The following is an 18,530-nucleotide window of genomic DNA, read 5'->3' as shown; positions in this document are numbered from 1 at the left end:
TCGCTAACGGAACACACATAACCGCAGGCGCCACCTTTTAGCGCGTCGCAATCAGATAAGACCTTTTCCCACTCGCAGTGCGCCATTCGCACTCCCTACCGTCCGTCACCCGTGCCTGCGGTGACACTCCCCACAAACTGCGCGCAGGCCAGTTCCCACAAGTGCTACCGATCTGCTCACAGGCAGCGGGGCAGGGCGCTCACCGCCGCTGATGGCACTTCGAAACAGCTGTTGGCCGACGTCTTGAATAGACACGTCGCGACGTCGTTTTCAGGAGTTATTGAACGGCCATTCAATTTTAGGCATGGCATTTGCTCTGTCATAACAAAGCCCGTCTCCCACGTGAGAACGCCGGCAATAACAAGAGCCTCCGCCTGAGGCCATCACCCGCTTTGTGTGAGGAGATACCGCGATGACGTCGTTCAACTCCGGGGCCCAACCCCAGAACCGTGCGCCTCAATCCATCGGCTTTCTGCTGCTGGACAATTTCACGCTGATTTCTCTGGCCTCCGCAGTCGAACCCCTGCGCATGGCCAACCAATTGTCCGGTCGTGAGCTGTATCGCTGGAGCACCCTGACCGTCGATGGCGGACAGGTGTGGGCCAGTGACGGTCTGCAAATCACCCCCGATGCCTCCATGCACAAAGCCCCGCCCCTGGACACCGTGATCGTCTGCGGCGGCATTGGTATCCAACGCACCGTGACCCGTGAACATGTGTCATGGCTGCAGAGCCAGGCGCGTCAGTCCAAGCGTCTGGGCGCGGTGTGCACCGGCAGCTGGGCCTTGGCTTGCGCCGGTCTGCTCGACGGTTTTGATTGCAGCGTGCACTGGGAATGTCTGGCGGCGATGCAGGAAGCTTTCCCGCGTGTGGCGATGAGCACTCGTCTGTTCACCCTCGACCGTAACCGTTTCACCAGTTCCGGTGGTACCGCGCCACTGGACATGATGCTGCACCTGATCAGCCGCGATCATGGTCGCGAACTGTCTGCCGCGATCTCGGAGATGTTCGTCTACGAGCGCATCCGCAACGAGCAGGATCACCAGCGCGTGCCGCTCAAGCACATGCTCGGCACCAACCAGCCGAAGCTGCAGGAAATTGTCGCGCTGATGGAGGCCAACCTCGAAGAGCCGATCGACCTCGACGAACTGGCGGTGTATGTCGCCGTGTCGCGTCGACAGCTGGAGCGCCTGTTCCAGAAATACCTGCACTGCTCGCCGTCGCGTTACTACCTCAAGCTGCGCCTGATCCGCGCCCGGCAACTGCTCAAGCAGACGCCGATGTCGATCATCGAAGTGGCCTCGGTGTGTGGTTTCGTGTCGACGCCGCACTTCTCCAAATGCTACCGCGAATACTTCGGTATCCCGCCGCGTGACGAACGCGTAGGCTCCAACACCACGCAGCAAGTGGCGATGCTGCCGCTGCCGCAGGCCATCGTGATGTCGCCGCTGTCGGGGCCGATGTCGGCGTTGAGTCAGGCGCGCAATGAGTCGACGTTTGCCAGCGTAAGGCTGTAGACCGCGTCGATCTTATCGCTGGCAAGCCAGCTCCCACAGGTTCTGCGGTGATACAGATATCTTGATCACACCGAAAATCCCTGTGGGAGCTGGCTTGCCAGCGATGACGGTCTGTCAGGCGCTGTGGCTTTGCTGATAATCCGCCAACGCGGGCAACAACTGCTTGTCGATCGCCTGACGCACCGCAGGCTGAATACTGGCGCCGCTGGTGTACATGTCCTTGACCATTTTGCGCAGTTCAAACGCGCGAACATTGTCCAGACCACGCACCGCACACTCACAGGCCTGCTCGGCGGTCGAACCGCTCGGCACCTGAAAACCCAACGCCTTGAGCTGGCCCAACAGGTCTTCCTGATCGATCAAATCGGCATACATCATGGCGCGCTTCCTTCTTCGGCAATGGAGGTCGTGGCTCGATTCTGGTGGGCATGCGCAGGCACGGCAAGGGTGATTTGTCGCAGTGGCCGCGACGGCTATGAACAGGTCGTTTTCGGCTAACTCAGTGCCAAGGGGAGTGGGCACACTGGCCTTAGCTCGCTACAGACGGTTTGGTCACCCTCGACTGGCAGCTCCTCAACAGTACCCTCTGCCCCGATCCTGTCACGGCTTGCATCGGGGCTTTTTTTAATTTTATGAAAGTCAAAAGATCGCAGCCTCCGGCAGCTCCTACAGTTGAAATGCGATCCCCTGTAGGAGCTGCCGCAGGCTGCGATCTTTTGCTTTTAGCGGTCTAGCGTTGCAACACCAGAATCCGCGACAACAACTCATCCCGATCGACGTAGCAGCCCTGGAAATGCCGCGCCCCGGTGGCCGGGTCAAACGCATTGCGCGCATGCAGCGTGCGGCGATTATCAAAGCACCACAGTTCACCCGGATTGAGTCGCTGCATCAGCCGAAAACGTGGCTCACGGGTCATGGCGATCAAGCGCCGATAGGCCCGATACAGCAGCGGCATTTGCTCCACCGACGTATCGAATGCGCCACGCAGAAAGTTTGCCATGCGAATCTCCGCCACCCGGTCCAACGCGTCCAGTGCAATGATCGGCGCCAGGCAGCGATAGTCGCTGTGGCGGTCCTTGTTGCGAAACTCCACGGGGATTTCGCACAGTGCCTGAAACAGCTCCGGTGCTTCCTGACGCAACGCGTCGGCAATCGCGAAACCGTCGACAAAAATACTCTCGCCACCTTCGGCATCATTCACCAGGCAATGCAGAAATTGCAGCCCTGGTTGCAGCTCGCGAGTCGGCAAGTCGGTGTGCAACGGCAGGTTGAAAGCGGTGTAGGCGTTGCTGTCGGCATCGGCCTTGGACTGCACGTTGAACAGTACGCCGAAATTGCTCTCGCGGATGAATGAAATGCGCTGGGCGATCAGCTTCAGCGAACCTGGTTCGGTGGGCACGCCGCGCACCTGAGTCAGGCCGATGTCGCGCACCGCGATCAACCATTGCAGCAGCGCACCGTTGTCGTTCATCAGCGCTGAATAGTCGAATGCCGGTAGCTGCAAATTGCTGCGCCACAGATAGGGCTGGGGTTTGGTCGCCAGACGTTCGGCGCGGGACTCGTCGTCATAGGCGTGGGCGCGCAGCCAGCCCGGATCAAAGCGACTGTGGTGGCCGTCCTGCCAGTCGATCTGCAGACAGCCGTCGCTGTCGATGTGCGCGTTAACGGGAGCCAGATCCGGCGCGGCATCGACGATCTCGAATACCTGCTCGCGGGTTACGGTGTAGACGCACTGTTCACACGGGCAGTTGTCCCGCAACCAGACATGGTGAAACGGGCTGACACGGCCATCAGCCCAGGCCAGCGAAACGCGATCCGTCAGGTTCTGCACGCCGCTCAGCGCGCTGATCAACGGATAACTGCGGAAATCGGCAACAGCGGCAGCGGTGTGCATAGTGGCTCCTTGCGTGGGAGGAATTAGCGGGCGGGTGGCAGGGCGATGACGCGGCCGATGTAAGCCGGGGCGGGCAGATCGACTTGCTCGGCGACGATGGCTTGCAGACGGTTCAATGTATCCGGGGTGAATGGCGCCGAACGCGGGCCGGCGAGGTCGACGTGCAGCAGCATTTGCTCGTTACCGGCCAGTTCCTTGTCGTCGCCGGCCAGGTGCAGGCTGTGATAGAGGTGCAGGCGTTTGCTGTCGTGACCGATGATCTGCGTGCGCACTTCGACCTCGGCGTCGAGCTTCACTTCGTGCAGATAATTCAGGTGCAGTTCGAGGGTAAACAGTGAGTGGCCGCTGGCCTCGCGGTTGTTACTGTCCATGCCGAGACGGTCCATCAGGGCGTCCGTGGCGTAGCTGAAGATCAGCAAGTAGAAGGCGTCGCGCAGGTGGCCGTTGTAATCGACCCAGTCGGGGATGATGGTGGTTTGGTAGGTGGTGAGGGTTGGCATGGTTGAACTCCATAGATCGCTGGCGCAATACACATTGTGGCGAGGGAGCTTGCTCCCGCTGGGCTGCGCAGCCGCCCCAAAACCTCTGATCGCGGTGCGTCGGTCAGACAGCATTCGCTGGTTTTACGACCGCTTCGCGGCCGAGCGGGAGCAAGCTCCCTCGCCACAGGGGAAGGCGATTACTCGCTGAAGCTCATCCCGTGCTTTTCCTTGGTGGTTTTCACCGCCTCCAGTACCGCCAGCAGGCAGTCATCACGATAGCGCTCCAGCGCTGAAATGCTGTGGCGGCCAAGCTGATCGCTGGTGCCATCGACCACATCGTCAATCAGCTTGTCAGTCAGCTCCGGTGCCGGCAGATACGTCCACGGCAACTGCAGCGCCGGGCCGAACTGCGACATGAAGTGACGCATCCCCGCGTCACCACCGGCCAGCGTATAAGTCAGGAACGTGCCCATGAACGACCAGCGCAGTCCGGCGCCAAAACGGATCGCGTCGTCGATCTCGCCAGTCGTCGCCACGCCGTCGTTGACCAGGTGCAGCGCCTCGCGCCACAGCGCTTCGAGCAAACGGTCGGCGATGAACCCTGGCACTTCCTTGCGCACATGCAACGGGCGCATGCCGAGGAACTCGTAAACCTTCATAGCCGCTTGCACAGCTTCCGGCGCGGTGTGCTTGCCGCCGACCACCTCCACCAGCGGCAGCAGGTAAACCGGATTGAACGGGTGGCCGACCACGCAGCGTTCAGGGTGGGTCGAACTCTCGTAGAACTCGCTCGGCAACAGGCCGGAAGTGCTGGAGCCGATCAGCGCATCGGGTTTGGCCGCCGCGCTGATTTTGCTGTGCAGTTCCAGTTTCAGCTCCAGGCGTTCCGGGGCACTTTCCTGGATGAAGTCGGCATCGCGCACGCATTCCTCGATGGTCGCGACAAAACGCAGCCGATCCTGCGAGGCGCCAGGCGCCAGGCCGTTTTTCTCCAGTGCGCCCCAGGCGTTGGCCACGCGTTTGCGCAGCGCCGCTTCGGCACCCGGCGCCGGGTCCCAGGCCACCACGTCAAGGCCGTGGGCGAGGGCGCGGGCGACCCAGCCGCTGCCGATGACGCCGCTGCCGAGGGCGGCGAAGGTTTTGATGTTGGTGATAAAACTCATAAGAACTCCCTGAAAAAGGTGTTTCCTGTAGGAGCTGCCGCAGGCGGCGATCTTTTGATTTTGATTGTTTGAAGCAAGATCAAAAGATCGCCGCCTGCGGCAGCTCCTACAGGTGAAATTGGGGTGCAGTCAGGGCCCCATTTTTGGGGCTGAGATTTAGCCGCGCTGGGTCAGGCCCATTTTTTTGCGGCCTTCGGCCGGGGTCAGCACCCGGGCGCCGAGGCGGCTGAGGATCTCGGTGGCGCGTTCGACCAGTTGGCCGTTGGTGGCCAGCACGCCTTTGTCCAGCCACAGGTTGTCTTCCAGGCCGACCCGCACGTTGCCGCCAAGCAGCACCGCTTGTGCGGCCATCGGCATTTGCATGCGGCCGATGCCGAACCCGGCCCACACCGCGTCCGCCGGCAGGTTGTCGACCATGGCTTTCATGGTGGTGGTGTCCGCCGGAGCGCCCCACGGGATGCCCAGGCACAGCTGGAACAACGGGTTGTCGAGCAGGCCTTCCTTGATCATCTGTTTGGCGAACCACAGGTGGCCGGTGTCGAAAATTTCCAGTTCGGCCTTCACCCCCAGCTCGGTGATGCGCTTGGCGCCGGCGCGCAGTTGCGCCGGCGTCGAGACGTAAATGGTGTCGCCGTCGCCGAAGTTCAGCGTGCCGCAATCGAGGGTGCAGATTTCCGGCAGCAGTTCTTCAACGTGGGCCAGACGGGTCAGCGGGCCGACCAGATCGGTGTTCGGGCCGAACTCCATCGGGTGCTCGCCAGCACCGATTTCGAGGTCACCGCCCATGCCGGCGGTGAGGTTGACGATGATGTCGACGTCAGCCTCGCGGATGCGCTCCATCACTTCGCGGTACAGCGCCACGTCACGGCTGAACTTGCCGGTCTGCGGGTCGCGCACATGGCAGTGCACCACCGTGGCGCCGGCCTTGGCGGCTTCCACGGCAGCCGCGGCGATCTGTTTCGGGGTGACCGGCACGTGCGGGCTCTTGGCGGTCGTGTCGCCAGCACCGGTGAGTGCGCAGGTGATGATGACGTCGTGGTTCATGGTGCGGTTTCCTTCAGGCGTGATGGGTCTGTTCGCAGCCCTGTTCGGGGCTGCGAAGCGTTGATTTCCGGTGTTTTATTTGCTGGTCAATTGCAGGTTTTCAGCGGCCGGTTTGCCATCGAAGGTGGTTACACCTTCCAGCCAGCGCTGCTTGTCTTCGGGGTGATCCTTGAGCCATTGCCTGGCCGATTCGAACGCGTCCTTGTGATCGAGCAGCGGTTGCATCATGCGGCTCTCGTCTTCGGCGGTGAACGTCAGGTTGCTCAGCAGGCGACCGATGTTCGGGCACTGTTCGGCGTATTTTGGCGCGGTGACCGTCCACACCGTGGCCATGCCTTCGTTCGGGCCGAGGGCGTCCTCGCTGCCAGTGAGGTAAGTCATCTTGACGTTCACGTTCATCGGGTGCGGTGCCCAGCCGAAGAACACCACGGCTTCCTTGCGGCGCACGGCGCGGTCGACAGCGGCGAGCATCCCGGCTTCGCTGGATTCGACCAGCTGGAATTTGCCGAGGCCGAACTGGTTCTTGGCGATCATCGCCTTGATCTGCGTATTGGCGCCCGAGCCCGGCTCGATGCCGTAGATCTTGCCGCCCAGTTCTTTCTCGAATTTGGCGATGTCGGCGAAGGTCTTCAGGCCCTTGTCCGCCAGATAAGTCGGCACGGCGAGGGTCGCGCGGGCGTCTTTCAGGCTTGGCGCCGGCAGGACCTTGACCTGGTTGGCGTCGACGAACGGGGTGATGGTCTGGGTCATCAGCGGGTTCCAGTAGCCGAGGAACAGATCCAGCCGCTGATCGCGAATCCCGGCGAAGATGATCTGCTGGGACGCGCTGGTTTGTTTGGTGCTGTAGCCGAGGCCATCGAGCAGCACTTGAGTCATGGCACTGGTGGCGATCACATCAGTCCAGTTCACGACGCCCATGCGCACGTTCTGGCACGACGCAGGTTCGGCCGCCATGACGCTGGCGCTCAAGAAAGCGGTACCGCTGAGTGCAAGAACACAGCTGCTGATCAGTCGTTTCATGTCGGGTTCCTCGGCAGGTCGTTTATTGTGGTTCCCGGCGTCTGATGCGCCGGTGATGCCAAGTTACGCAGCAATGCCCCCGTAAAAACGCACTGCGGCGACTGGCTCTTGCACTGTAGCGACCTGTGCTCTTGAACGCTGACGACAATCGGCGTATCAACGATCCACGCTACCCGCTAACCGAGTGCGCACATGTCCCAGGATTTCTACTTTCTGCTGATGCCGGGTTTTTCCGCCATCGGTTTCATCTCGGCGATCGAACCGCTACGGGTGGCCAACCGCTTTCGCGGCGAGTTGTACCGCTGGCACGTGCTCAGCGCCGATGGCGGGGCGGTGCTGGCGAGCAATGGCATGTCGGTCAACGCCGACGCGGCGCTGGAGCCGCTGAAGAAAGGTGCGACGCTGTTGGTGGTGGCCGGATTCGAACCGCTGAAGTTCGCCACGCCAACCCTTGAGCACTGGCTGCGCCGGCTGGACAACGAAGGCGTGACCCTGGGCGCCATCGATACCGGCAGTTTCGTCCTCGCCGAAGCCGGCTTGCTCGACGGCCATCGCTTGACCCTGCACTGGGAGGCCATCGATGCGTTCAAGGAATCTTATCCACAGCTCAGCGTGACCCAGGAGCTGTTCGAGATTGACCGGCGGCGCATCACCTCGGCGGGCGGCACGGCGTCTATCGATCTGATGCTTGATCTGATCGCCCAGGCCCACGGCCCGCAACTGGCGATCCAGGTCAGCGAGCAGTTCGTGCTGGGACGGATTCGTCCGCGCAAGGACCACCAGCGCATGGAAGTCGCCACGCGCTACGGCATCAGCAACAAGAAGCTGGTGCAGGTGATTGGCGAGATGGAGCAGCACAGCGAACCACCGCTGACCACGCTGCAACTGGCGGAATCGATCAAGGTCACGCGGCGGCAGCTGGAGCGCTTGTTTCGGCTGCATCTGAATGACACGCCGAGCAATTTCTATCTGCGCTTGAGGTTGGAAAAGGCCCGGCAGCTGTTGCGCCAGACCGATATGAGCGTGCTGGAGGTCAGCATCGCCTGCGGGTTTGAATCGCCGTCGTATTTCACCCGCAGCTACCGCGCACGCTTCGCCCGTTGCCCCCGCGAAGACCGGCGTACCGCTCAGGCCTGAAGGGTTTTAGCAACGTCATAGAACCCTGTGGGAGCGGGCTTGCCCGCGATGAGTCCAGCACATTCAACATTGTTATTGCCTGACACACCGCCATCGCGGGCAAGCCCGCTCCCACAGGTTTCAATGTGATGTCGGGAATCGCGTTACTTCTTCACCAACGCCGAACACGCCGCCTTGTAAGCCTCATGCTGATACTTGTTCAGCGTCCCCGGCAGCTCGAAATTGTGCTTCTTGGCCTGCGCATTGATCGTCTGCGGCGATAAAAGCGTCACCTCACACCCCTCCAGCAACTGAAACACCCCCTCGATCTTGAACGTGGTCGGCCCACCGGCAAACTCACCCTTCTTGCTGCGCTTCTTGATCGCAATCCGGTCAATCGAATGCTCGCGTACAAACGACGCCACCTGCGCCGCGAAGCGTTTGACGTTGGCCGCCTCGTCATCATCGTCGAGGGCGATTTTCTTGGTGCTCAGTGCAACGTGGCTCAAGGCCGAACCGTCAAGGGAGGCCACGGCGATGATCGCTTCGCTGCCTTTGATTTCGATGCCGCAGATGTTCATGGGAATTCCTTTGAATGAAGAGGGCAGCCTATAGGTCCGGTCGTTTTTTTTGCAATCTGCCAATGCAGCAAGAGTCGGCTTTTACTGTTCTGACAGATCGGCCGCTTGTCGGAAACATCGGCCTACCTGACAGTTCTGACAGTAGACCTTGCCGCGAAACACCTCCTAGATAGGGGCGGGAATCATCCCGGATCATGGCTGAACACCCGCATCCAACAGACAAGGAGTGACTAATGAACATCAGGAAAAACATTCGTGCATTAACCACCACCGAGCGCGACAACTTCATCAACTGTCTGCTGGAGCTCAAGCGCAGGGGGCATTACGACAAATACGTTCATTGGCATCATGGTGTGATGATCCCAACGGTTCACCCAGACGAACCGCATGATCCGGAATACCGTAACGGGGCACATTTGGGGCCGGCATTTCTGCCCTGGCACCGGGAAATGCTGATGCAACTTGAGCTTGATCTGCAATCTTTGGACGAAAGCGTGACCCTGCCATATTGGGATTGGACCGAGGATGCGGCCGACCCCCTGAATTCGCCGATCTGGTCGAGTCAGTGGATGGGCGGCGATGGCGACAAGAATGATCACGACCGGGTAAAAACCGGCCCGTTTGCCTATCAGAATGGCAAGTGGCCTGTGCCAGCCTACCCGGAAAACGGTGAGACGGAGCCAGGCCTCAAGCGTCAGTTCGGACAACGGGTGACTTCGCTGCCAACCCCGGCTGACCTGGCAATGGCAATGCGCGAGTGGCTATACGACACGCCACCGTATGATGCCGGACCCTACACCCGGGGCTTTCGCAATCGACTGGAGGGCTGGGTCACCCAGAGAGGCGATCCGCAGGTCACCACTCCGGGGTCGCAATTGCATAACCGGGTGCATTTGTGGATTGGCGGAAACATGCTTGCGATGACGTCTCCGGAAGATCCGGTGTTTTTTCTGCACCACTGCTTTATCGACAAGGTCTGGGCGGATTGGCAGGCACAGATGCAAGTCGACAATCCTGACTGGACTCCACATTACACACCGCTGTCCGGCGGGCCGTCGGGTCACAACTATGACGATACGCTCAAGCCCTGGACGCGGCGGGTGAGGGACGTCATGAGTATTGCCGAGCTCGGCTATGAATATGCGCCGAGCAAGCCGCTGGAAAAAAGTCCGTTCAGATCACCGTTCATGGCGCACTGACGTTGTTGTACGAGCGCTCTGGCCTGACGAGGCGGGAGTGTTCCTTCACTCCTGCCCAATCGACTCCAAAAACTCCGACCGTTCGTCACTCATCCGCGCCACACAGTCATTCTGCGCAATCTTGAAAGCCTTGCTGCCTTCGGTGGCGGGGAAGGCTTCCACGGCGCAATCGGCGTCGCGGGTTTTCAGCCATTGTTGCTGGGCGGTTTTCAGTTTGGCGGTGATGTCGGCCAGTTGCGCGGCGTTTTTGCCGTAGGTGGCCTGCATGCGCTCGTTGAGGCTGGCGTAGTTGTCCTTGAGCAGGTCTTCGGCGGTGCTGCGGCTGTAGGTCGAGCATTCCAGGGTCTGGACGTCGTTTTCCACCGCGTCGCACGGGTTGTTGTCGGTCTCTTCGGCGGCGTGTACGCCGGTCGCCATCAGTGCCAAAGCCAGGAAGATCGATTTCATGGTTGTCGCCGCTCTAATCCAGTGGTGTATCCAAGATGCGCCAGATTCTGGCTCAAGCTGGCGGGCTTGAACAGGTAGCTGATCGCAGCGCCTGGCGACCCTTTGTCGCGGATTGACGCTTTCGGCAATTCCCCTGTCGTTTTTGCACCCGGTCGCCCCGGCACCGAGGCATATGCTGGCCCCAAAGCGCCGGCAGACGATTCGGCGCATGAATCGCCAATAAGGGGACGCCTGATGAGCCCAGCCGAATTACACGCCGACAGCATCGTTATCGACGGTCTGATCATTGCCAAATGGAACCGCGAGCTGTTCGAAGACATGCGCAAGGGCGGTCTGACGGCGGCCAACTGCACCGTGTCGGTGTGGGAAGGCTTTCAGGCGACCGTGAACAATATTGCCGCCAGCCAGAAGCTGATCCGCGAAAACAGCGATCTGGTAATGCCGGTGCGCACCACCGCCGACATTCGTCGCGCCAAGGAGCAGGGCAAGACCGGCATCCTCTTCGGCTTCCAGAATGCTCACGCGTTCGAAGACCAGATTGGCTATGTCGAGGTGTTCAAGCAACTCGGCGTCGGTATCGTGCAGATGTGCTACAACACGCAGAATCTGGTCGGCACCGGCTGCTACGAGCGCGACGGCGGTCTGTCGGGCTTCGGTCGTGAGATCGTCGCCGAAATGAACCGCGTCGGCGTCATGTGCGACCTGTCCCACGTCGGTTCCAAGACTTCAGAAGAAGTCATCCTCGAATCGAAAAAGCCGGTTTGCTATTCCCACTGCCTGCCGTCGGGTCTCAAAGAGCACCCGCGCAACAAGTCCGATGCCGAACTGAAGTTCATCGCTGACCGCGGCGGTTTTGTCGGCGTGACCATGTTCGCGCCGTTCCTCGCCAAGGGCATCGATTCGACCATCGACGATTACGCCGAAGCTATCGAATACACCATGAACATCGTCGGCGAAGACGCCATCGGCATCGGCACCGACTTCACCCAGGGGCACGGCCAGGACTTCTTCGAATACCTGACCCATGACAAGGGCTACGCCCGTCGTCTGACCAGCTTCGGCAAGATCATCAACCCGCTGGGCATCCGCACCGTCGGCGAGTTCCCGAACCTGACCGAAACCCTGCTCAAGCGCGGCCACTCCGAGCGTGTCGTACGCAAGATCATGGGCGAAAACTGGGTGAACGTCTTGAAGGACGTTTGGGGCGAATAAGCCGCCGCACTTCTGAATCCTTTCCCCCGGCCGTCCGTGCCGGGGGCAACAAACCGAATTTTCTGGAGTTAAGTTTCCATGGCCAAGATCGCCCCGCAATTGCCAATCGAAGTTGACAGCGAAACCGGTGTCTGGACCTCCGACGCCCTGCCGATGCTCTACGTGCCACGCCACTTTTTCGTCAATAACCACATGGGCATCGAGGAAGTGCTGGGCGCCGACGCCTATGCCGAAATCCTCTACAAGGCCGGCTACAAGTCCGCCTGGCACTGGTGCGAAAAAGAAGCGGAATGCCACGGCCTGGAAGGCGTCGCGGTGTTCGAGCACTACATGAAGCGCCTGTCGCAACGCGGCTGGGGCCTGTTCAAGATTCAGGACATCGACCTCGACAAAGGCACCGCCAGCGTCAAGCTCGAACACTCGGCGTTCGTCTACGTGTACGGCAAGGTCGGGCGCAAGGTCGACTACATGTTCACCGGCTGGTTTGCCGGCGCCATGGATCAGATTCTCGCCGCTCGCGGCAGCAAGATTCGTACGGTTGCCGAGCAAGTCTACGGTGGCTCCGAAGAAGGCCATGACGACGGCCTGTTCACCGTCAAGCCGTTGTAAGTCGAGGAACCCGCCATGGCTTTCGAAGCAATGTTCCAGCCGATCCAGATCGGCAAACTGACCATCCGCAACCGCGTGCTCAGCACCGCGCACGCCGAGGTCTACGCGACTGACGGCGGCATGACCACCGAGCGCTACGTCAAATATTACGAAGAGAAAGCCAAGGGCGGCATTGGCCTGGCGATCTGCGGCGGTTCGTCGGTGGTCGCCATCGACAGCCCGCAGCAATGGTGGAGTTCGGTGAACCTGTCCACCGACCGGATCATTCCGCACTTCCAGAATCTGGCCGACGCCATGCACAAGCACGGCGCCAAGATCATGATCCAGATTACCCACATGGGCCGACGCTCACGTTGGGACGGCTTCCACTGGCCGACCTTGATGTCACCGTCGGGCATCCGTGAACCGGTGCACCGCGCCACCTGCAAGACCATCGAGCCGGAAGAAATCTGGCGGGTGATCGGCAACTACGCGCAAGCCGCGCGCCGTGCCAAGGCTGGTGGCCTGGATGGTGTCGAACTGTCGGCCGTGCACCAGCACATGATCGACCAGTTCTGGAGCCCGCGCGTCAACAAGCGTACCGATGAATGGGGTGGCAGCTTCGAAGGCCGGATGAAGTTCGGTCTGGAAGTGTTGAAGGCAGTGCGCGCCGAGGTCGGTGACGATTTCTGCGTCGGCATGCGTATCTGCGGCGACGAGTTCCACCCGGACGGTCTGTCCCACGAAGACATGAAGCAGATCGCCAAGTATTACGACGATACCGGCATGCTCGATTTCATCGGCGTCGTCGGCTCGGGTTGCGACACCCACAACACCCTGGCCAACGTGATTCCGAACATGAGCTATCCGCCGGAGCCGTTCCTGCACCTGGCGGCCGGAATCAAGGAAGTGGTCAAGGTGCCGGTGCTGCACGCGCAGAACATCAAGGACCCGAACCAGGCCACGCGCATCCTTGAAGGCGGTTACGTCGACATGGTCGGCATGACCCGCGCGCACATCGCCGACCCGCACCTGATCGCCAAGATCAAGATGGGCCAGGTCGACCAGATCAAACAGTGTGTCGGCGCCAACTACTGCATCGACCGTCAGTACCAAGGTCTGGACGTGCTGTGCATCCAGAACGCCGCGACGTCCCGTGAATACATGGGCGTGCCGCACATCATCGAGAAGTCCACCGGGCCGAAACGCAAGGTGGTGATCGTCGGTGCCGGCCCTGCCGGGATGGAAGCTGCGCGTGTGGCGGCCGAACGTGGCCACGACGTGACCCTGTTCGAGAAGAAAGAATTCATCGGCGGGCAGATCACCACGGCGTCGAAAGCGCCGCAGCGTGACCAGATCGCCGGCATCACCCGCTGGTTCCAGCTGGAGCTGGCGCGCCTGAAAGTCGACCTGCGTCTGGGCACTGCCGCAGATGCCGACACCCTCATGGATCTGCGTCCGGACATCGTGGTGCTGGCCGTCGGTGGTCATCCATACCTTGAGCAGAACGAACACTGGGGTGCCGCCGAAGGCTTGGTGGTCAGCAGCTGGGACGTGCTCGACGGCAAGGTCGCGCCGGGCAAGAACGTGCTGGTCTACGACACCATTTGCGAGTTCACCGGGATGTCGGTCGCCGACTTCCTCGCCGACAAGGGCAGCCAGGTCGAGATCGTTACCGACGACATCAAACCGGGCGTGGCCATCGGCGGTACGTCGTTCCCGACCTACTACCGCAGCATGTACCCGAAAGAAGTGATCATGACCGGCGACATGATGCTGGAGAAGGTCTACCGCGAAGGCGACAAGCTGGTGGCGGTGCTGGAGAACGAGTACACCGGCGCCAAAGAGGAGCGGGTGGTCGATCAGGTGGTGGTGGAGAACGGCGTGCGTCCGGATGAGGAAATCTACTACGCGCTCAAAGAGGGTTCGCGCAACAAGGGCCAGATCGACGTCGAAGCGTTGTTCGCGATCCAGCCACAACCTTCGCTGAGCAGCACCGGTGACGGCTACTTGCTGTTCCGCATCGGCGACTGCGTGGCGCAGCGTAATACCCATGCTGCGATCTATGACGCCCTGCGCCTCTGCAAAGACTTCTGACGGCTTGCACACAACCCTGTAGGAGCTGCCGAAGGCTGCGATCTTTTGACTTTTGTTGTTCAAAGCAAGATCAAAAGATCGCAGCCTGCGGCAGCTCCTACGCAAAGACCGTGTTTCTCCAGGCTGTACTGGTGGGAGCTTCACCATGTTGAACACCCTTCTTCCAATCCTGTTGTTCGCAGCCCTGGCCCTTGCGGTGCTGGGCGCGTTGCGGCGGGTGGCCATGTGGCGTCGGGGCCGGGCCTCGAAGGTCGATCTGATCGGCGGCCTGTTCGCCATGCCCAAGCGCTACATGGTCGACCTGCACCACGTGGTGGCGCGGGACAAATACATCGCCAACACCCACGTGGCCACGGCCGGTGGTGCGGTGGCGTCGATTGTGCTGGCGATTCTGGTGCACGGTTTCGGCCTGCATAACCGCATCCTCGGCTACGCGCTGCTGTTGATGACGGCGTTGATGTTCGTCGGGGCAATCTTCGTTTATCGGCGTCGGCTCAACCCGCCGGCACGGCTGTCGAAAGGCCCGTGGATGCGTCTGCCGAAAAGCCTGCTGGCGTTCTCGGCGTCGTTCTTTCTGGTGACCTTGCCGGTGGCCGGGATCCTTCCAGAGAACTTCGGCGGCTGGCTGCTGGCAGCGATTCTCGGGCTCGGCGTTTTGTGGGGCGTGTCGGAACTGTTCTTCGGCATGACCTGGGGCGGGCCGATGAAGCACGCCTTCGCTGGTGCCCTGCACCTGGCCTGGCACCGTCGCGCCGAGCGCTTTGGCGGCGGTCGTTCCACCGGTTTGAAACCGCTGGACCTCAACGATCCATCGGCGCCGCTGGGTGTGGAAAAACCCAAGGATTTCACCTGGAACCAGTTGCTCGGTTTTGACGCCTGCGTGCAGTGCGGCAAGTGCGAAGCAGCTTGCCCGGCGTTCGCTGCCGGCCAGCCGCTGAACCCGAAAAAGCTGATTCAGGACATGGTCGTCGGCCTGGCTGGCGGCACTGACGCGAAGTTTGCTGGCAGTCCGTATCCGGGCAAGCCAATTGGTGAGCACAGCGGTAATCCGCATCAACCGATCGTCAACGGTCTGGTCGATGCCGAAACCCTGTGGTCGTGCACCACCTGCCGGGCCTGCGTCGAAGAATGCCCGATGATGATCGAGCACGTCGACGCGATCGTCGACATGCGCCGCCACCTGACGCTGGAAAAAGGCGCGACCCCGAACAAGGGCGCCGAAGTCCTGGAAAACCTGATCGCCACCGACAACCCCGGCGGTTTTGCCCCGGGTGGGCGGATGAACTGGGCGGCGGACCTGAACCTCAATCTGCTGAGCGAGAAGAAGTCCACTGACGTGCTGTTCTGGGTCGGCGACGGCGCCTTCGACATGCGCAACCAGCGCACCTTGCGTGCGTTCGTCAAAGTGCTGAAGGCCGCGAAAATCGACTTCGCCGTACTCGGCCTCGAAGAACGCGACAGCGGCGACGTGGCCCGGCGTCTCGGTGACGAAGCGACGTTCCAGTTGCTCGCCAAACGCAATATCCAGACCCTGGCCAAATACCGCTTCAACCGCATCGTCACCTGCGATCCGCACAGTTTCCATGTGCTGAAAAACGAGTACGGCGCGTTCGACGGCAACTACCTGGTGCAGCACCACAGCACCTACATGGCGGAAATCATTCAGGCCGGTGCGCTGAACCTCGGTCAGCACAAAGGCAACAGCGTGACCTATCACGACCCGTGCTACCTCGGTCGTTACAACGGCGAGTACGAGGCGCCGCGTGAAGTGCTGCGCGCCCTCGGCATCGAGGTCAAAGAGATGCAGCGTTCCGGCTTCCGCTCGCGCTGCTGCGGCGGTGGTGGCGGTGCGCCGATCACTGACATTCCGGGCAAGCAGCGGATTCCCGACATGCGCATGGAAGACATCCGCGAGACCGGCGCCGAGCTGGTGGCGGTGGGTTGTCCACAATGCACGGCGATGCTCGAAGGCGTGGTCGAACCGCGTCCGCTGATCAAGGACATCGCCGAACTGGTGGCCGACGCGCTGCTTGAAGATGCCGCGCCAGACAAGCCTGCCACGCCGGCCAAACGTGAACCTGCGGAGGCCCACTGATGAGCGACATTATCCGCCGCGACCCACGCGCCGAATGGATTGCGCGTAACCGTCTGCACCCGCTGCACGCGGCCATGCAACCGGCGCAACACAGCTGGATGGGCCCCAACGGGATCATCCGCAAGAACCTGCACGGCATCGGTTTCATCGGCCCCAACGGCATCAAGCGTATTGACCGCAGCGGCGCGCAACAGGGCGGGGCGGTCAAACGCTCGGCCACGGTTGAAGTGCAACTGCCGCTGCATCAGGTACCGGCCCCGGCGTTCTACATCAGCGTGGTGCCGGACATGGTCGGTGGGCGTTTGAGCAGCCACGACCGCGACCTGCTGGGCCTGGCTCACCAACTGGCCGGCAAGGACGGTGCGGTGCTGGCGGTGGTGTTTGGCGAACACAAAGAGAGCGCCTTCGCCACGGCCGGCGTCGATCGTTTGCTGGTACTGGAGGGCGACCAATTCAGCGGTTATGCACCGGAACAACGGGTACAGGGCTTGCGCGCTGTGGATAACCAGTTCAACCCGCGCCATTGGCTACTGCCGGACAGCCGCAGCGGTGGCGGTGAACTCGGTCGGCGCTTTGCTGCCGCACTGGGCGATCGCCCGGCCACACGGGTCTGGCAGGTCAAGGATCAGCAATGCATCGGGCGCGCTGGCGCGGGCTTGCAAGACCTGGCGCGGCCGGTCGCCCGCTTGATTCTGGCTGCTGCCGAATGCGCCGAACCGGTCAGCGAAACCCGTCACGAAGCCCTGCCAGTGGAGTTATCCACAACGGTGGCGCGTAGCCTGTCGCGGATCGAGGATCTGGGTGCGGTGGCGGTGGACCCGGCGGCGATTCCGATGGCCGAAGCCGAGTTCATTTTCTCCGGCGGCAACGGGGTCAAGGACTGGGCGCTGTTCCACGAGACGGCGGCGGCGCTCGGCGCCACCGAAGGCGCCTCGCGGGTGGCCGTGGACGATGGCTTCATGGCCCGTGACCGGCAGGTTGGCGCGTCCGGCACCTGGGTCACCGCACGGGTTTATGTGGCTGTGGGTATCTCCGGGGCGATCCAGCACCTGCAGGGCATCGGTGCCTGCGACAAGGTGGTGGCGATCAACCTCGACCCGGGGTGCGACATGATCAAACGCGCCGACCTGTCGGTGATCGGCGAGAGCGCGGAGATTCTTCAAGCCTTGATCGCGGCGGTAGCGGCTTACCGCAACGACGCCAAGCGCGATGCGGCTTAAGGGAAGGACACAGTTATGAACACCAATGTCATCAGCCTGGTTTCCATCGGCGCCCACCCGACCTCGGGCCGGCCACGCCGTGCCGAACAGGACGCGCGCGCCGTGGAACTGGGCCTGCAACTGGCTGGGGATAACCTGCAAGTGCTGCACGCCGGGGACGTTGCCGAACCGGCGCTGCGCGCCTATCTGGGCATGGGACTCGCGCAGATGCACGTGCTGGAGCAACCCGCTGGCGCCGACGCGTTGCCGGCGCTGACCGCGTATCTGCGCGATGCCGGCGCCCAGGTGGTGCTGACCGGCACGCAGGCGGAAACCGGCGAAGGCTCGGGCATGTTGCCGTTCCTGCTCGCCGAAGGACTGGGCTGGCCGCTGGTGGTAGGACTGGCGCAGGTCGAATCGATCAGCGACGGCTCGGCGCTGGTGCTGCAAGCCTTGCCCCGTGGGCAGCGGCGGCGTCTCAAGGTGAAGCTGCCGTTTCTGGCAACTGTGGATAACGCTGCACCCAAGCCACGCCAGAGCGCCTACGGCCCGGCGCGGCGGGGTGTGCTCAATGCCGAAGATGTGGCAGTGCTGGACGATGAACTGCTGACCGTCGCCACCTTGCAACCGGCCAAACCACGGCCGAAACGTTTGAAGGTGATCAAGGCCAAGAGCGGTGCGGACCGGATGAAAGCGGCGACGGCCAAGGCCAGTGGCGGTGGGGGACAAGTGCTTAAAGGCGTCACCGCGCAGGCCGGCGCTGAAGCGATCCTCAAACTGCTGATTGAAGAAGGCGTCGTCCGCTGACCCCTGTAGGAGCTGTCGAGTGAAACGAGGCTGCGATCTTTAGATCTTCAAGATCAAGATCAAAAGATCG

Annotated in this window: 17 protein-coding genes; 9 read left to right on the top strand and 8 right to left on the bottom strand. The window is 61.6% G+C overall.

What is annotated here, in order from left to right; translation table 11 throughout:
• Positions 1-412: 412 nt before the first annotated feature.
• Positions 413-1,516: a choline metabolism transcriptional regulator GbdR gene (gbdR, locus tag L6D63_RS15655; protein WP_007949927.1), complete on the top strand. Its 1,104-nt coding sequence runs from the start codon at positions 413-415 to the stop codon at positions 1,514-1,516.
• 114 nt (positions 1,517-1,630) lie between these two features.
• Here the strand turns inward: gbdR and L6D63_RS15650 are convergent, their stop codons facing one another.
• From L6D63_RS15650 to L6D63_RS15625, 6 genes are all read right to left on the bottom strand, one after another.
• Positions 1,631-1,894, bottom strand: coding sequence for a hypothetical protein (locus L6D63_RS15650; protein WP_007962640.1), 264 nt, complete (start codon positions 1,892-1,894; stop codon positions 1,631-1,633).
• 352 nt (positions 1,895-2,246) lie between these two features.
• Positions 2,247-3,410: a gamma-butyrobetaine dioxygenase gene (locus L6D63_RS15645; protein ID WP_131670565.1), complete on the bottom strand. Its 1,164-nt coding sequence runs from the start codon at positions 3,408-3,410 to the stop codon at positions 2,247-2,249.
• Positions 3,411-3,433: 23 nt separating this feature from the next.
• Positions 3,434-3,910 carry a thioesterase family protein gene (locus L6D63_RS15640; RefSeq protein ID WP_121187573.1) on the bottom strand — a complete coding sequence of 159 codons (477 nt, stop codon included), beginning with the start codon at positions 3,908-3,910 and terminating at the stop codon, positions 3,434-3,436.
• Positions 3,911-4,089: 179 nt separating this feature from the next.
• Positions 4,090-5,055, bottom strand: a complete 966-nt coding sequence (locus L6D63_RS15635; RefSeq protein WP_131670564.1) for an L-carnitine dehydrogenase — start codon at positions 5,053-5,055, stop codon at positions 4,090-4,092.
• A 156-nt stretch (positions 5,056-5,211) separates the two neighbouring features.
• Positions 5,212-6,099 (bottom strand): 3-dehydrocarnitine:acetyl-CoA trimethylamine transferase CdhC, encoded by an 888-nt coding sequence (gene cdhC, locus L6D63_RS15630; RefSeq protein WP_007962632.1) that lies wholly within the window; start codon positions 6,097-6,099, stop codon positions 5,212-5,214.
• A gap of 75 nt (positions 6,100-6,174) precedes the next feature.
• Positions 6,175-7,119 carry a choline ABC transporter substrate-binding protein gene (locus L6D63_RS15625; RefSeq protein ID WP_047297076.1) on the bottom strand — a complete coding sequence of 315 codons (945 nt, stop codon included), beginning with the start codon at positions 7,117-7,119 and terminating at the stop codon, positions 6,175-6,177.
• 192 nt (positions 7,120-7,311) lie between these two features.
• Between L6D63_RS15625 and L6D63_RS15620 the strand changes: the two genes are divergently transcribed.
• The gene (locus tag L6D63_RS15620) at positions 7,312-8,256 is read left to right on the top strand and encodes a GlxA family transcriptional regulator (protein ID WP_095121415.1); all 945 of its coding nucleotides are present in this window, start codon (positions 7,312-7,314) and stop codon (positions 8,254-8,256) included.
• 143 nt (positions 8,257-8,399) lie between these two features.
• Here L6D63_RS15620 and L6D63_RS15615 read toward each other — a convergent pair whose 3' ends face one another.
• Positions 8,400-8,816 (bottom strand): DUF3010 family protein, encoded by a 417-nt coding sequence (locus L6D63_RS15615; RefSeq protein WP_095668139.1) that lies wholly within the window; start codon positions 8,814-8,816, stop codon positions 8,400-8,402.
• Positions 8,817-9,049: 233 nt separating this feature from the next.
• Here L6D63_RS15615 and L6D63_RS15610 point away from each other — a divergent pair, with 233 nt between their 5' ends.
• The gene (locus tag L6D63_RS15610; protein WP_047297073.1) at positions 9,050-10,015 is read left to right on the top strand and encodes a tyrosinase family protein; all 966 of its coding nucleotides are present in this window, start codon (positions 9,050-9,052) and stop codon (positions 10,013-10,015) included.
• Between the two features lie 45 nt (positions 10,016-10,060).
• Here the strand turns inward: L6D63_RS15610 and L6D63_RS15605 are convergent, their stop codons facing one another.
• A complete protein-coding gene (locus tag L6D63_RS15605) occupies positions 10,061-10,462 on the bottom strand; it encodes a lysozyme inhibitor LprI family protein (protein WP_027610649.1) in 402 nt (133 codons plus the stop codon).
• Positions 10,463-10,696: 234 nt separating this feature from the next.
• On the opposite strand from L6D63_RS15605, the gene L6D63_RS15600 reads away from it, so the two are divergent.
• The 6 genes from L6D63_RS15600 (at position 10,697) to etfB (ending at position 18,460) form a co-directional block, all read left to right on the top strand.
• On the top strand, positions 10,697-11,674 hold the full coding sequence (locus L6D63_RS15600) for a dipeptidase (protein ID WP_131670563.1): 978 nt from the start codon (positions 10,697-10,699) through the stop codon (positions 11,672-11,674).
• A 78-nt stretch (positions 11,675-11,752) separates the two neighbouring features.
• On the top strand, positions 11,753-12,283 hold the full coding sequence (locus tag L6D63_RS15595) for a DUF5943 domain-containing protein (RefSeq protein ID WP_007926354.1): 531 nt from the start codon (positions 11,753-11,755) through the stop codon (positions 12,281-12,283).
• A 15-nt stretch (positions 12,284-12,298) separates the two neighbouring features.
• Positions 12,299-14,359: a dimethylglycine demethylation protein DgcA gene (dgcA, locus tag L6D63_RS15590; protein ID WP_095668140.1), complete on the top strand. Its 2,061-nt coding sequence runs from the start codon at positions 12,299-12,301 to the stop codon at positions 14,357-14,359.
• 145 nt (positions 14,360-14,504) lie between these two features.
• A complete protein-coding gene (dgcB, locus tag L6D63_RS15585) occupies positions 14,505-16,454 on the top strand; it encodes a dimethylglycine demethylation protein DgcB (protein ID WP_131670562.1) in 1,950 nt (649 codons plus the stop codon).
• Positions 16,454-17,674 carry an electron transfer flavoprotein subunit alpha gene (etfA, locus tag L6D63_RS15580; protein WP_131670561.1) on the top strand — a complete coding sequence of 407 codons (1,221 nt, stop codon included), beginning with the start codon at positions 16,454-16,456 and terminating at the stop codon, positions 17,672-17,674. Before dgcB ends, etfA begins: the two co-directional genes overlap by 1 nt.
• Before the next feature lie 15 nt (positions 17,675-17,689).
• Positions 17,690-18,460, top strand: a complete 771-nt coding sequence (gene etfB / locus L6D63_RS15575; protein ID WP_047297069.1) for an electron transfer flavoprotein subunit beta — start codon at positions 17,690-17,692, stop codon at positions 18,458-18,460.
• Positions 18,461-18,530 lie beyond the last annotated feature (70 nt).

The sequence above is a fragment of the Pseudomonas parakoreensis genome, assembly GCF_021602155.1.
Taxonomy (GTDB): Bacteria; Pseudomonadota; Gammaproteobacteria; order Pseudomonadales; family Pseudomonadaceae; genus Aquipseudomonas; species Aquipseudomonas parakoreensis.
This window is presented reverse-complemented; position numbering and strand designations above follow the sequence as displayed.

What these genes read in the sequence shown, in the direction of transcription:
- gbdR (WP_007949927.1), top strand. Translation starts at nt 413, where the DNA reads ATGACGTCGTTCAACTCCGGGGCCCAACCCCAGAACCGTGCGCCTCAA.
- L6D63_RS15650 (WP_007962640.1), bottom strand. Translation starts at nt 1,894, where the DNA reads ATGATGTATGCCGATTTGATCGATCAGGAAGACCTGTTGGGCCAGCTC.
- L6D63_RS15645 (WP_131670565.1), bottom strand. Translation starts at nt 3,410, where the DNA reads ATGCACACCGCTGCCGCTGTTGCCGATTTCCGCAGTTATCCGTTGATC.
- L6D63_RS15640 (WP_121187573.1), bottom strand. Translation starts at nt 3,910, where the DNA reads ATGCCAACCCTCACCACCTACCAAACCACCATCATCCCCGACTGGGTC.
- L6D63_RS15635 (WP_131670564.1), bottom strand. Translation starts at nt 5,055, where the DNA reads ATGAGTTTTATCACCAACATCAAAACCTTCGCCGCCCTCGGCAGCGGC.
- cdhC (WP_007962632.1), bottom strand. Translation starts at nt 6,099, where the DNA reads ATGAACCACGACGTCATCATCACCTGCGCACTCACCGGTGCTGGCGAC.
- L6D63_RS15625 (WP_047297076.1), bottom strand. Translation starts at nt 7,119, where the DNA reads ATGAAACGACTGATCAGCAGCTGTGTTCTTGCACTCAGCGGTACCGCT.
- L6D63_RS15620 (WP_095121415.1), top strand. Translation starts at nt 7,312, where the DNA reads ATGTCCCAGGATTTCTACTTTCTGCTGATGCCGGGTTTTTCCGCCATC.
- L6D63_RS15615 (WP_095668139.1), bottom strand. Translation starts at nt 8,816, where the DNA reads ATGAACATCTGCGGCATCGAAATCAAAGGCAGCGAAGCGATCATCGCC.
- L6D63_RS15610 (WP_047297073.1), top strand. Translation starts at nt 9,050, where the DNA reads ATGAACATCAGGAAAAACATTCGTGCATTAACCACCACCGAGCGCGAC.
- L6D63_RS15605 (WP_027610649.1), bottom strand. Translation starts at nt 10,462, where the DNA reads ATGAAATCGATCTTCCTGGCTTTGGCACTGATGGCGACCGGCGTACAC.
- L6D63_RS15600 (WP_131670563.1), top strand. Translation starts at nt 10,697, where the DNA reads ATGAGCCCAGCCGAATTACACGCCGACAGCATCGTTATCGACGGTCTG.
- L6D63_RS15595 (WP_007926354.1), top strand. Translation starts at nt 11,753, where the DNA reads ATGGCCAAGATCGCCCCGCAATTGCCAATCGAAGTTGACAGCGAAACC.
- dgcA (WP_095668140.1), top strand. Translation starts at nt 12,299, where the DNA reads ATGGCTTTCGAAGCAATGTTCCAGCCGATCCAGATCGGCAAACTGACC.
- dgcB (WP_131670562.1), top strand. Translation starts at nt 14,505, where the DNA reads ATGTTGAACACCCTTCTTCCAATCCTGTTGTTCGCAGCCCTGGCCCTT.
- etfA (WP_131670561.1), top strand. Translation starts at nt 16,454, where the DNA reads ATGAGCGACATTATCCGCCGCGACCCACGCGCCGAATGGATTGCGCGT.
- etfB (WP_047297069.1), top strand. Translation starts at nt 17,690, where the DNA reads ATGAACACCAATGTCATCAGCCTGGTTTCCATCGGCGCCCACCCGACC.